Source organism: Ochrobactrum sp. Q0168, from assembly GCF_016427605.1.
Lineage (GTDB): Bacteria > Pseudomonadota > Alphaproteobacteria > Rhizobiales > Rhizobiaceae > Brucella.
On the sequence record NZ_JAELXQ010000019.1, the window covers coordinates 1 to 12,592 of the forward strand.

The following is a 12,592-nucleotide window of genomic DNA, read 5'->3' on the forward strand; positions in this document are numbered from 1 at the left end:
TCTATTCGAGCTTCCTGCGTCATGCGGAAAACGCCTCGAAGCTCTATGGCGTCGATACGCGTGAAATCCTCATCGAACTTGGCAAGCGCCGCATGGTCGGCGGCCAGGAAGACATGATCATCGACGTTGCGCTCGACATTCTCAAAAACAAGGCCGCGTAAAGCATTAAAGTGTCCAATGCTCGACTGAAAATAGGTAAACTACGGTGAAAGGAAACATATGGCAAAAGGGCGGGCATATGTCACTCCGATTGCTGAATGTCAGCTTTGCGCTTTATGTCGGACGTTCGAGCTGTCGAAAAGTTTGCTGAAAGCGGTGGTTTCTCTTTTCATATTACTAGCGACCGCGAAGGGGTGTAAAGCGGATAGCTTGCTCTTTAACTACCTATTCGAGAGCGGACGTCGCTTCGCGCTCGCCGTAGTTTAAAGGCATTGCTGCAGTCGGTTGTGGGGGGCGCCGCAAATCACATTCTGGCTGACAGCTTTGTACCCCATAGTTGCCGGACTGTAGCGGGCGAAAAGCTCGTCGACTAAGGGGATCCGATTAATACCACATGCAGACCTTCTGTTTTGATTGGCAGTTCATCCGAAGTAAGTTGGAATGCGCAGCAGAAGTGCTATCCGCGAACGGAAATAGAAATTGGAACGAACGGATTCTTTGACCCCGTTAACATCGCGGGTTGTCAAGATAATTGCCATGTCCTTTACGCCTAAAAAGGGTTGGATGTTCAAATATCCCTTCGAAAACTTAGTTGTCGCTTCGCTGAGAATGCTAGATCTGCGACTACCGGAAACATTCCACAGAATCTTTGGTGTTTTTTTAAATAACTATTTTAGATATATTTTAGAAACGATTAAGAATACGTTTTATTTGCAGATTTTAATTGGTATTATAGGGTTTTCGAATGGTTGATAAAAAAGTATTTCAATATATGATGAATAATAATTATCTAAATTCTGACAATTAACGTACTTAAGTCCGCTGATAATAATAGCTGCCAGAGGCTTATAGCTTTTGGATGGAGAAAAACCGCTGACTCCATGACAGTCGGCGGTTTTTCATTTCAAGAAACCCAAAGTGGCTTTTAAAGTCGATTATTTGTAAGCGGAAACCACGATCTCAATCAGCGTATCCCCACCCAGATCAGCAACGCCAACGGTTGCACGGGTTGGCAGCAGCGACGGGTCAATCCATTCTTTCCAGACCTTATCCATTTCAGGCTTCTTGTTGAGGTCTGTTACGAAGATGGTTGCTGCCAGAAGCTTGGTCTTGTCGGTGCCTGCCTGTGCCAGATAGCTGTCGAGCTTGGCGAGGATTTCGCGGGTCTGACCAGCCATATCCAGGCTTTCGTCATCACAGGTGGTTCCGCCGACATAGACAATGCCATTGTGCTCGACGACGCGATGCATGATCGGCGTCTGAATGAAACGCTCAGCCATAGTTTAATCCTTTCAGATGGTTGGGGAATTTCCCGGTTGCTCGCCGGTAACGGCCAAGACAGCATCGGGGGTTTGGGGTAGTGCTGCGATTTCGCCGAGCGGCACCGGTTTCACCGGCGCACGCAGACGATAGAAGCCGACTGTTTCCGGCGCGCGGTTTTGCACCTCGGCCAGAATTTCCGTGACGGTGGAACTGCACATGCGGCCCTGACAAGGCCCCATGCCACAGCGAAACATGGTTTTCAGCTGGTTTGGGCCGGCGATATTGCAGGCTGCCGCGTCGCGGATTGCACCCGCAGTCACTTCCTCGCAACGGCAGACGATCGTTTCCCGATCCGTTGGTGCGCGAAACGCCTGTGCAGGCAGGTAGAGCGCGTCGATAAAGGACCGACCACGTTCGAAGCGCCGCGCTTGCGCACGCAGCTTTGCGATTTTCGAACTCAACGTTGTGGCCAATGTCGGAAAGATATCCTGACAGGCCGCGAGCGCAGCGATACGCCCGCTCTGCTCGGCAACCAATGCACCACCAATGCCGCTGCCGTCACCAGCAATGTAGATGGACGGAACAGACGAACGACCATTGTCGTCGAGTTGCGGTTGAAAACATTTCTGATCGTCGTTCCAAACCAGAGCGCAGCCGGAAGCATTGGCGAGATTGTTGTTGGGGATCACACCCTGATGCAGGAAGACGCTATCGACAGCAAGCCTGTGAGTCTTGCCTTTGGCCGAAAAGTAGATCGCCTCGGCTTCGTCTTTTCCTTCAATGGCTATTTTGGTGACACCGGAATAAACCGGCACCGACTTGCGCACCTTCAACAGCAGGGAAAGCCCCTTCAAGGCATAGGGCGAGAAAAGGAATGAAAGCAGGTTCGGCGCAGATTTCAGGTAATTTGCGCCGGGCGTCGTATCGAGCAGTGCTGCAACCTTGCCGCCTGCCTGCAACAGCTGCGCGGCGAACATGTAGAGGAGCGGACCGGTTCCTGCCAGAACCACACTTCCGTTGGGCAGGAGGCCGGAAGCCTTCAACGCAATCTGTGCTGCGCCGATGGTCATAACACCCGGCAATGTCCAGCCCCTGACAGGCATCGGGCGCTCCATCGCGCCGGTCGCGAAGATCACACGGCGCGCGGAGACAATCCCGCTCTTGCCGCCCATGGACACGCGCAGCTCGACGCTGTTGCTGTCGTCGCCATCCTGTGGTTCCACACTCCAGACGAGCGCCTGCGGCACATAGGTGGCCTTGCTGGCGATAAATGCTTGCAGGACTTCTTTGCCCCGCCAGTAGTCGGTGCCGAGAAACGGTCTGCGGGCAGTCGTATTGTGTTCAATGCCACGGTAAATCTGGCCGCCGGCGGCGGGGTTCTCGTCGAACAGGACCACGTTAGCGCCAGCGGTACTGGCCTCTGCGGCTGCCGACATGCCTGCCGGTCCCGCGCCGATAATGGCAACGTCGTAGGCCGCGTCGAGCGCATGAATATCGGAAGTTCTTTTGAACATTGTCGTCATGGTTCCACCCGACGCGCGCCGGTCTGCGAAGAAATGACCATTCCATCGACCACAGGCGTCATGCAGCCTTGGCGGTTCTGAATACCATCAATAGTGACCAGACATTCAAAACAGATACCCATCAGGCAATAGGGCGCTCGCGGCTGATCACTAACGACGCTGTTTCTGAGCCGGGTGATGCCCTCTCCAAGCAGCGCTGCGGCGACAGTTACATTGGCAGGTACCGTCAAGGTGCGCGCATCGAATGTGATCGTCACGGTTTCCTCTGGTGTCTCAGTTTTCAGGAACATTTTAGGAGACATGAAACCTCCGGCCGGAGAACGCATCACCAGCAAGTTGTTTGGCATCGGCTGCTATTTCCTTAGCCACGATCAGGGCGTGGTTGGCTGCAAGCGTGACGCCGGAATGGCACATGACGGCGTAAGCGCCCTTGTGGCTTTCGGATTGTTCGTAGACAGGCATGCCGTCCGGTGTCTTAACCCGAAACCCGGCCCAACTGCGAATGACATTGACATTGGCCAGATGCGGAAATGTCCGCACTGCCCTATTGGCCAGAACCGCGCTGATATCTTGATTGGTGGCAATCCGGTCCGTATGGGTTTCCTGACTGTCGCCGATCATGACGCCGCCTTCATCCGCCTGCCGCAGCGTGGCAGCTGTATAGGGGAAGAAGGGCGCGCATTTCTCCGTTACAAGAATTTGACCTTTGCTGCGCACGACCGGCGCTTCAAGACCGACACTCTTGGCAAGCTCTGCATTGCCGTTGCCCGCAGCCAGAATGATGCGTTCGGCAAAGACCTCGCCCCATGGACCGCTTAACAGAAAGCCACCGTTTTGCGGGGTGATGGACGAGACTTCACAATGCGGTTCATAGGAAGCGCCGAGTTTGATCATGCCGGTATGCAAGGCGCGAAACAGGCGCAGTGAATTCACATCGCCGTCCATCGGCGAATAGATCGAGCCGATCACATCTCGCCCGATGGAGGGCACCATTCTGGCCGTTTCCTGATGGTCGAGCACGACATGTTCCGGGGCGTCATTGCCTAGTTCCCGCGCTACTGTCGCGACGTCTTCGGCAAACATTTGAAGCTCGCGCTCGTCGAGGCAGAAGGTAAAGGCACCGGTCTGTTTCAACGCCACATCAAGCCCGGTGACATCCCGCAATTCATCTGCAAAAGCCGGCCACAGGCGCGCAGATTGCATTGTCCAACGGGCATAGTGTGGTGCGCCTACGCCTTTGCCCTGTACCCAGATGAGCGCGAAATTGGCGCGGGATGCGCGCAGGGACAGGTCTTCCCCATCGAGAAGCATTGGACGCAGACCAGATCGGGCGAGACCCCAGGCGATGGCAGAGCCAACCAGTCCCGCTCCGATAATGACTATGTTTTGGTCCGGCAATCTGCGCATTCGTAAATTCAATCTGTTGTCACAGCGTCGTCAGGGTTGGGCCTGACGAGCGTCAGGCCCGATTGTGTTGGCTCAGTTTTGCGGGCTTACGTCCACCTTGAACCACTTCTCGGAAAGTTTTTTCACCGTGCCGTCGGCAATCGCGGCCTGAATGGCAGTATCGAAGCGACCCTTCAGGGCGGTATCTTCCTTGCGCAGACCGACACCGATCATGCCGAAGACCTTGCCCGAAAACAGCGGGCCAGCCAGCTTTGCGCCCTTCATGTCATCCTTTTCCAGCGCAGCCGCAAGAACTGTGGCATTGGCGACAACCGCATCCACGCGACCGCTGGTCAGGTCGAAATTGTGTTCTTCGGCGGTCTTGTACTCACGCACATCCGCGCCATCCTTGAAATACTGTTCCATGAAGGCGGAAGCGGTTGTGGAACCCTGAACGCCGACGGTCTTTCCGTTGATTTTCTTGGCGATTTCTTCGAGCACCGGCTTGGCCGCATCGGAATCGACATTCAGCGGTTTGCCGTCTTCCGGCAGATCGGCGAGGTCGCTGTCATCCATGACTGCGAAGGAGTTGATGGCTGCCGCATAAGGCGACGAAAAGGCAATCACTTCCTCACGCTTCGGCGTGATGCTCATACCCGCCATGATGGCATCATACTTGCCAGCAGTCAGCGATGGAATGATGCCGTCCCAGTTTTGAGCTGTGATTTCGCATTTCGCTTTCAGGCGTTCGCAAAGATCTTTGGCGAGATCGATCTCGAAGCCTTCCAGCACGCCGTTCGGGCCGGAAAAATTCCATGGCGCATAAGCACCTTCGGTCGCGATGCGCACAACATCTTCGGCATGCGCGGTTGGGGCAACGGCGAGAACGCCAAGGACGGAAAAGACGAATTTCAGTTTCATATGTTCACCTCTGTTAGAAAACCGATTGATCGGTTCATGCGTTTTGTTTGGAAATGAATTGCCGGAACCGTTCGCTTTTGGGGTTTCCAAAAACCTCGTCGGGCGTGCCTTCTTCTTCAATCACGCCCTGACGCAGAAACACCACACGGCTGGAAACATCGCGGGCGAAGCCCATCTCGTGGGTCACGACCAGCATGGTGCGCCCCTCTGCCGCCAGATCGCGCATGACCTTCAGCACCTCGGCCACCAGTTCGGGGTCAAGTGCGGAGGTTGGTTCATCGAACAGCATGATCTTCGGACGCATCGCTAGCGCGCGGGCAATCGCAGCGCGTTGCTGCTGGCCACCGGAAAGATGTGCGGGATAGAAGTTGCGCTTATCGGCTATGCCGACCCGCTCCAGCAGCGCTTCAGCCTCGGCAATGCACTCCGACCGGTTTCGCTTTTGCACATGGACAGGCGCTTCGATCAGATTTTCAAGGATGGTCAGGTGCGACCACAGATTGAACGACTGGAACACCATGGTGGCCTGACCGCGCAGGCGCTGAACCTGTTTCACATCGGCTGGACGAGGCGCGCGTCCCGGGTGTTGGTCGAGCTTATACGCCTCTCCATGAATAGCCACGCTACCCGCATCCGGCACTTCCAGCATATTAATGCAGCGCAGCAGTGTGGATTTGCCTGAACCTGATGCTCCCAAAATGGAGATGACTTCACCCTGGTGGGCCTGCAAGGAAACTGAATGCAGAACCTTGTGCGCGCCGTAGCATTTTTCGAGGTTCTTGATCTCGACCGCAGGCGTTTCGAAATGTTGCATTATGAGTCTCCTCCGGCGGCATGCACGATGACAGGCTGACGCTGGGCCGCCGACAGGCGGTATTCCAGCAATTTGAAGATCCTGGTGACCACGAAATTCAGGAGGAGATAAATCGCGCCTGCACAGATGAAGACTTCGACAGGGCGATAGGTGGCAGAAATCAGCTTGGCTGCCAGCCCTGTCACTTCCATCATGGTGATGGTTGATGCCAGCGCCGTGGATTTTACCATCAGGATGACTTCATTTGAATAGGCGGGTAGCATCTGCCGCAAGGCCTGCGGGGCCAGAATGCGACGGACGAGGGTGAAGCCGCTCATACCATAAGCGCGCGCTGCTTCGATCTGCCCGGTCGCGACCGACAGAACGCCGCCACGTATGATTTCGGCGCTATAGGCAGCTGTATTGAGCGCCAGAGCCAGCACCGCGCACCAATAGGGTTCGCGCAGAAATGGCCAGAGAAAGCTCCGGCGCAGTTCTGGAAACTGGCTGAGGCCGTAATAGATGATGTAGAGCTGGACCAGCAGCGGAGTGCCGCGCAGCACGAAGATGTAACCCCGTGCAATGAGATCCAGAATCAGATTGCCCGACAGACGCATCGTGGCCAGTATGGTCGCCAGCACGGCGCCACTGATAACCGACAGCGCCATCAGTTGAAGCGTCAGCGGGACACCCCGGCATAGCTGAACGAAACCGTCGAACATGAACGGTAGGTCGAGAAAGCTCATACCGCCCTCCGGATGCCGCGCATGGCGCGCTTTTCGGCATTCTTGAACAACACGCCCGATATGAATGTGATGCCGAGATAAAGCAGCCCGGCGGTCAGAAAGAAGGTGAAAGGCTTGCGGGTTGATCCAGCGCCGATTTGCGCCTGACGCATCAGTTCAACCAGTCCAACGACCGAGATCAGTGCGGATTCCTTCAAGACAAGCTGCCACACATTGCCGATGCCCGGAATGGCGAAGCGCGCCGCCTGCGGAACCATGATGCGGCGAAACAGCAGACGCGGCGGCATGCCATACGCTTTGGCAGCCTCGATTTCGCCTTTGGGGAGTGCAAGCACTGCGCCACGATAGACTTCGGCCTGATATGCGCCCGATACCACACCGATGGCCAGTGCACCGGTGATGAAGATTGGCGCACTGACGAAACCTTGTCCGCCGAACAACGCGCCAATTTGGCTCAACACAGCGCTGCTGCCGAAATAGAACAGATAAATGACCAGAAGATCGGGGATGCCGCGAAGCACAGTCGAATAGCCGTCAGCCACAATTCTGAGAATGCGCTGCGATGAGAATGAAGCGGCAGCGGCAATCATGCCGAACACTGTGCCTGCCGCGAAACCGCAAAAGGCTACCGCGAGTGTCATGCCAGTGGCCCGGAGCATATCGTAGCCCCAGCCGTCTTCGGCAAAACCCATCAAATCCAGATATGCGCTGACCGCACCCAACTGCCTAGTTCCCTTTTTATGTCCGGTGCTTTCACCGCGCCGATACGTTTATGGGAGTGGTTTGACAGCGGGGCTCAATACAGTCAAATTCGAAATGAAGCCTCAAGCATAACCAAATATTATGGTGAAACATGAACCTGCGTCAGGTCGAAGCGTTCCGAACCGTCATGCTGACTGGAAAAATGACGGCAGCAGCGGAACTGATGTCGATCACCCAGCCCGCTGTGAGCCGCCTGATCCGCGACTTTGAGATCGACACGAAACTCAAGCTCTTCAACCGTCGCGGAAACCAGTTGATCCCCACGCAGGCGGCCATGACGCTGTTGCAGGAGGTCGAGCGGGCCTATGTCGGGCTCAATCGCATCCGGAGTTTCGCAGACGAGATCAGCCGTCAGAATGCGGGCATGTTGCGGATCGCGGCCATGCCTGCGCTTGCAAACGGGATCATGCCGCGCTTCCTTGCGCGTTTTCTCAAGGAGCGGCCCAATATCCACGCCTCTCTCAACGGTATTCCTTCCGCGATGGTGGTCGAAGCCGTTGCATCTGGTCAGGTCGATTTAGGCTTTGCCGATGGTCCGCTCGACCGGCCCGGTTTCAATATTGAAACCCGTGCGATACCGGCGGTTGTCGCAGTCCCGCTGGGGCATCGTCTCGCGGACTATCCGGAGGTTTCACCGGATGATCTCGCCGATGAACGTATGATCACGCTGGAGCCGGGGTCGCTGTTTGCCATGCGTGTGGAAGTTGCGCTTGCGCGCATTCCACGGTCCGCCACCATTGAGACTCGCCTGTCGCACACGGCGCTGACGCTTGTGGCCGAAGGTGTTGGCATAACGATCATCGATCCGTCTTCGGCAACGGATTTTCGCGGACGCGGCGTGGCGATCCGGCCTTTCACGAGCTTCGTCGATGCTGGTTTTCTGGTCATTCGCCGCAGTAACGGCCCCGACAACAGTCTGGCGCAGCGCTTCATAGACGAGTTCTGGGCCTATCATGAAACGCTGCTTGCGCAGCCGTGAAGATAGGGGGGCTTTGGGGGGCTCAATCCTGGTAGATGCGCTCCTCAAGGGGCGTTGATGCAATGATAGATTTCAGTCCGGCTAGCATGGCCTTTTCCGCCTTGTTGAGGTTGGCTTCAGGATTGTGGATCAGGAAAACATCGATGGCTGGCGGGTTGTCGTAAGGCGGCAGACGCCAGAGAAGGCCATCATCAATCTCGCGCCGCGCGACGTGCAATGGAAGTGGGCCGATGCCAAGCCCGGTGATGATCATCCGGCGCACTTCCTCAAGGCTCGACGAGGTGCCGACAACATCAGGTGAAAGTCGCGCCTCACTGCGCAACAGGGCTACGGGTCGCAGCGCGTCTGCAATATGATCGGTCTGGAACGAAACCGATGGTTCTCCCCTCAGATCGGCAAGGGTCAGTCCGGACTGGCCGAACATCCGGTGCCGGGGCCCGCAGAAAAACCCGAAGAACTCGCGATAGACCATTGTGTAGTCGAGCGCGGGGTCGCGATTGCTCACCAGACCGAGGCCGAAGGAAGCGCGCTTCTCGCGCACAAGCCGCGCGACTTCCGTACTGGCGGATACGTTGATCGTCAGTGTCGCATTGGGATGCTGTTCATGAAACAGCGCGAGCGCCTGATCGAAGATCGGCGATATGATGTGGCTGGCGACAGAGATGGTGACATGGCCAGTCACATTGTCACCGACCCCGCGCACCAGTTGCGGCAGCTGTGAAATCGCGCCAAACACCTCGATACTTTGTTCGTAGAGCAGTTTGCCAACGTCCGTCAGCTCAAAATGGGTTGCGTCACGCTCCACCAGCCGCTGGCCGATGCGGTCTTCCAATCGGCGCAATGCATTGCTTACGCTTGGTTGTTTGAGGTTAAGGCGCTCTGCCGCGCGGGTAATGCTTTTGACCTCCGCGATTACCACAAAACTGCGCAGAAGGTTCCAGTCCAGATCCCAGACAAGGCGTTCAGGGCGATGCAGCGACATGGGTCATCCATTCATGAAATCTATGCAATCCATTCCCATTATCTATTTGCGAAATGCATCCATAAAAGCAATCATCAATATTGGAAGGCATCAAAAAGCTTCAAGAAAAACAAACAAAGGGAAGTCGGGAACAGCATGTTTAACAAATTCACGGGTTTCATTGCCGCAGCCGCAATTGCCGCCACTGCAGTTTTTGCGGTTGCGCCTGCACAGGCGGATGATCTTGAAAATATCAAGGCAGCGGGCGAGTTGAAGATCGCCATGAGCGGCCAGTACCCGCCGTTCAATTTCGTCAATGAGAAGAACGAAGTCGTGGGCTTCGACGCTTCGATCGGTTCGGCGATTGCCGAGCGCATGCAGCTCAAGCCACAGCTTATTACCACCGCATGGGATGGTATCGTCGCCGGCCTTCGGGCAGGTAAGTTCGACACGGTGGTTGGCTCCATGACGATTACGCCGGAACGCGAGAAGGCCGTGGATTTCGTGGGACCTTACTATCATGCGGGCCGCGCGGTTTTCGTGAAGGAAGACTCCGCAGTTCAAAAGCTCGACGATCTCAAAGGCAAGACACTGGGCGTCACGCTTGGTGAAACCCATGAAAAATGGGCGCGCGAACAGGGCGGCTGGACCATTCGCACCTATAAGGGGCTGCCGGAGCTGATGCTCGAACTGAATGCCGGTCGCGTCGACGCCATCGTCGTCGACAACATCCCGGTCATGGTGGCGATCAAGGAAACCGGCCAGAAGGTCCGTAGGCTCGATACGCCTGATATCGAAGGCGGCAGCGTCGCCATCGGCATCGCCATCCGCAAGAATAATCCAGAGCTGAAGGCTGCGATGCAGAAGGCTCTCGACGAGATCATGGCCGACGGCACCTATGAGAAGATCTCGATGCAATGGGTCGGCAGCGATATTCGCTGATACGTCATCCCGGCCTGGCATATGTCCGGGCCGGTTGAGAACCGATTGACCGGAGTTTTCCGATGGATTTTGCGTTGATGCAGCGCGTCCTCCCGTTTTTTCTGGAGGCGGCATGGGTGACTGTCAAAATTTCTGCTCTGGCCCTGGTGTTGGGTCTGGCCGTCGCGGCGGTCCTCGTTAACGGGCGTCTGTCCCGCTCGGTCATCCTGCGATGGATTGCGGCAGCCTATGTGAGCGTCTTTCGCGGCACACCTTGCCTTGTACAGCTCTTCATTCTCTATTTCGGCGGTCCACAGATTGGCATTAATCTGGAGCCGTTTGCCGCTGGTGTCATCGGACTGGGTCTGAATATCGGCGCATACATGTCGGAATCGATCCGCGGCGCAATTCAGAGCGTTGATCGCGGCCAGACGGAAGCCGCTCGTTCCATCGGCTTCGGGCGAGGGCAGACGATGCGGTTCGTCGTGCTGCCCCAGGCAGCCCGGCTGATGATCCGCCCTCTCGGTGTCAATACGATTGCGCTCCTGAAGGGCTCTGCGCTGGTTTCCACCATTTCAGTGGTTGAACTGACCTATACGGCGCAGCGTTTCATCGGTTCAACCTACAAACCGTTCGAGATTTTCGGCGTTGCAGCCGTTCTCTACATGATCATCATTTATGTCGTGGCGCGCGGGGTCGATCTGCTCGACAAGCGCTTCGCGGCGCAGTGAGGGGATGGGGATGCAAGCTCTCGATTTCAGCATCGTCGCTCCCTATACGAATCTGCTTTTGACCGGCCTTTGGTGGACGCTTGTTCTGACCGTTGTTTCGGCATTCTTCAGCTTCGTGTTCGGCATCGCGTTTGCGCTGGTGGTGCTTTATGCGCCCGCAATCCTCGCATGGCCGGTGCGGTTCTTCATGTGGCTGTTCATGGGAACGCCGCTTCTGTTGCAGCTGTTCCTGATTTATTTCGGGCTGGTGCAGGTCGGCATCGATATTCCCGCCCTGGGCGCGGGCATTATCGGCCTCAGTCTGCACTTTGCCGTCTACAACGCCGATATCATGCGGGCAGGTATCGTGGCGGTCGATCCTGGCCAGATGGAAGGCGCGCGTTCCATCGGCTTCAGCCATGGTCAGGCCTTGCGTTACATCGTCATTCCACAGGCGGTGCGCAATACGATCCCGCCGATCGGCAACAATATGATCGTTCTTCTGAAGGATACGTCGCTGGTTTCGATCATCGGCATTGCGGAACTAGTGCATAGTGCGCAGCTCGCAATCAGTGAAACTTTCAGCCCGTTTGAATTCTATATCACCGTCGCGGCCATTTATTACGTGGTCAATCTGGTTCTCGAAGCCAGCTTGCGACGCATTGAAAGAAAAGTGGAGGTCACGCGATGAGCCGCTCCCAATCGGCAAAACCGATGGTCGAAGTGAAAGGTGCCCGCAAAGCCTATGGCGCGCTGGAAGTGTTGAAGGGCATCGACCTTTCCGTATCGCGCGGCCAGATCGTCGCCATCATCGGCCCCAGCGGTTCCGGCAAGAGCACGCTTCTGCGCTCGATCAATCATCTGGAAACGCTGAATGGCGGTGAAGTGTGGCTGGACGGCGTGCAGGTCAATCAACCTCTTACCGGACAGGCGTTTGAAAAGCATATCAATGCGGTGCGCCAGCAGATGGGCATGGTGTTCCAGCACTTCAACCTGTTCCCACATCTGACCGTGCTGGAAAACATCACGCTCGGCCCCATCAAACTCAAGGGCATGACAAAGGACGCTGCTCGCGCGCTGGCGCTGGAGCTTTTGAAGAAGGTCGGGCTTGCCGACAAGATCGACGTCTACCCTTCGCGCCTGTCGGGCGGCCAGAAACAGCGCGTCGCCATTGCACGTGCGCTTGCCATGCAGCCCAAGGTGATGCTGTTCGACGAGGCGACGTCGGCGCTCGATCCCGAACTGGTGGACGAAGTCAATGCCGTCATGAAGCAGCTCGCCGCCGAACATATGACGATGCTGATCGTCACGCATGAGATGCGATTTGCGGGCGAGGTCGCCGACCACATCCTGTTCATGGATGGCGGTGTGGTCGTGGAAGAAGGGCCGCCGGACCAGATTTTGAGCAATCCGGTGCAGGAGCGTACCCGCTCCTTCCTCAAGAAATATCTGGCGGCATGAGGTGATG

General features: G+C 56.3%; 14 protein-coding genes and 1 pseudogene. 6 read left to right on the forward strand and 9 right to left on the reverse strand.

Annotated elements, in window-relative coordinates:
* Positions 1-161, forward strand: a pseudogene (locus tag JAU75_RS20930) (4-hydroxy-2-oxovalerate aldolase); the annotation flags it as partial.
* Between the two features lie 933 nt (positions 162-1,094).
* On the opposite strand, the gene JAU75_RS20935 reads toward JAU75_RS20930, so the two are convergent.
* The 8 genes from JAU75_RS20935 to JAU75_RS20970 form a co-directional block, all read right to left on the reverse strand.
* Positions 1,095-1,439, reverse strand: a complete 345-nt coding sequence (locus tag JAU75_RS20935; RefSeq protein ID WP_061345658.1) for a RidA family protein — start codon at positions 1,437-1,439, stop codon at positions 1,095-1,097.
* A gap of 12 nt (positions 1,440-1,451) precedes the next feature.
* On the reverse strand, positions 1,452-2,945 hold the full coding sequence (locus JAU75_RS20940; protein ID WP_199058438.1) for an NAD(P)/FAD-dependent oxidoreductase: 1,494 nt from the start codon (positions 2,943-2,945) through the stop codon (positions 1,452-1,454).
* Complete coding sequence (locus JAU75_RS20945; protein ID WP_199058490.1) at positions 2,942-3,235, reverse strand: (2Fe-2S)-binding protein; 294 nt, start codon at positions 3,233-3,235, stop codon at positions 2,942-2,944. The genes JAU75_RS20940 and JAU75_RS20945 overlap by 4 nt, the downstream gene beginning before the upstream one ends.
* Position 3,236: 1 nt before the next feature.
* Positions 3,237-4,352: an FAD-dependent oxidoreductase gene (locus tag JAU75_RS20950; protein ID WP_199058439.1), complete on the reverse strand. Its 1,116-nt coding sequence runs from the start codon at positions 4,350-4,352 to the stop codon at positions 3,237-3,239.
* Positions 4,353-4,424: 72 nt separating this feature from the next.
* Positions 4,425-5,252 (reverse strand): lysine/arginine/ornithine ABC transporter substrate-binding protein, encoded by an 828-nt coding sequence (locus JAU75_RS20955; RefSeq protein ID WP_199058440.1) that lies wholly within the window; start codon positions 5,250-5,252, stop codon positions 4,425-4,427.
* Positions 5,253-5,286: 34 nt separating this feature from the next.
* Positions 5,287-6,066, reverse strand: coding sequence for an ATP-binding cassette domain-containing protein (locus JAU75_RS20960; protein WP_199058441.1), 780 nt, complete (start codon positions 6,064-6,066; stop codon positions 5,287-5,289).
* The gene (locus JAU75_RS20965) at positions 6,066-6,791 is read right to left on the reverse strand and encodes an ABC transporter permease (protein WP_199058442.1); all 726 of its coding nucleotides are present in this window, start codon (positions 6,789-6,791) and stop codon (positions 6,066-6,068) included. The genes JAU75_RS20960 and JAU75_RS20965 overlap by 1 nt, the downstream gene beginning before the upstream one ends.
* On the reverse strand, positions 6,788-7,483 hold the full coding sequence (locus tag JAU75_RS20970; protein WP_199058491.1) for an ABC transporter permease subunit: 696 nt from the start codon (positions 7,481-7,483) through the stop codon (positions 6,788-6,790). Before JAU75_RS20970 ends, JAU75_RS20965 begins: the two co-directional genes overlap by 4 nt.
* Before the next feature lie 161 nt (positions 7,484-7,644).
* Between JAU75_RS20970 and JAU75_RS20975 the strand changes: the two genes are divergently transcribed.
* A complete protein-coding gene (locus JAU75_RS20975; protein ID WP_078340561.1) occupies positions 7,645-8,532 on the forward strand; it encodes a LysR substrate-binding domain-containing protein in 888 nt (295 codons plus the stop codon).
* Positions 8,533-8,554: 22 nt separating this feature from the next.
* Here the strand turns inward: JAU75_RS20975 and JAU75_RS20980 are convergent, their stop codons facing one another.
* A complete protein-coding gene (locus tag JAU75_RS20980) occupies positions 8,555-9,514 on the reverse strand; it encodes a LysR family transcriptional regulator (protein WP_199058443.1) in 960 nt (319 codons plus the stop codon).
* Between the two features lie 135 nt (positions 9,515-9,649).
* Between JAU75_RS20980 and JAU75_RS20985 the strand changes: the two genes are divergently transcribed.
* From JAU75_RS20985 to JAU75_RS21000, 4 genes are all read left to right on the forward strand, one after another.
* Positions 9,650-10,435, forward strand: coding sequence for an ABC transporter substrate-binding protein (locus JAU75_RS20985; protein WP_199058444.1), 786 nt, complete (start codon positions 9,650-9,652; stop codon positions 10,433-10,435).
* A 62-nt stretch (positions 10,436-10,497) separates the two neighbouring features.
* A complete protein-coding gene (locus JAU75_RS20990) occupies positions 10,498-11,145 on the forward strand; it encodes an amino acid ABC transporter permease (RefSeq protein WP_199058445.1) in 648 nt (215 codons plus the stop codon).
* A gap of 10 nt (positions 11,146-11,155) precedes the next feature.
* On the forward strand, positions 11,156-11,815 hold the full coding sequence (locus tag JAU75_RS20995) for an amino acid ABC transporter permease (RefSeq protein ID WP_199058446.1): 660 nt from the start codon (positions 11,156-11,158) through the stop codon (positions 11,813-11,815).
* The gene (locus JAU75_RS21000) at positions 11,812-12,585 is read left to right on the forward strand and encodes an amino acid ABC transporter ATP-binding protein (RefSeq protein WP_371836221.1); all 774 of its coding nucleotides are present in this window, start codon (positions 11,812-11,814) and stop codon (positions 12,583-12,585) included. Before JAU75_RS20995 ends, JAU75_RS21000 begins: the two co-directional genes overlap by 4 nt.
* Positions 12,586-12,592 lie beyond the last annotated feature (7 nt).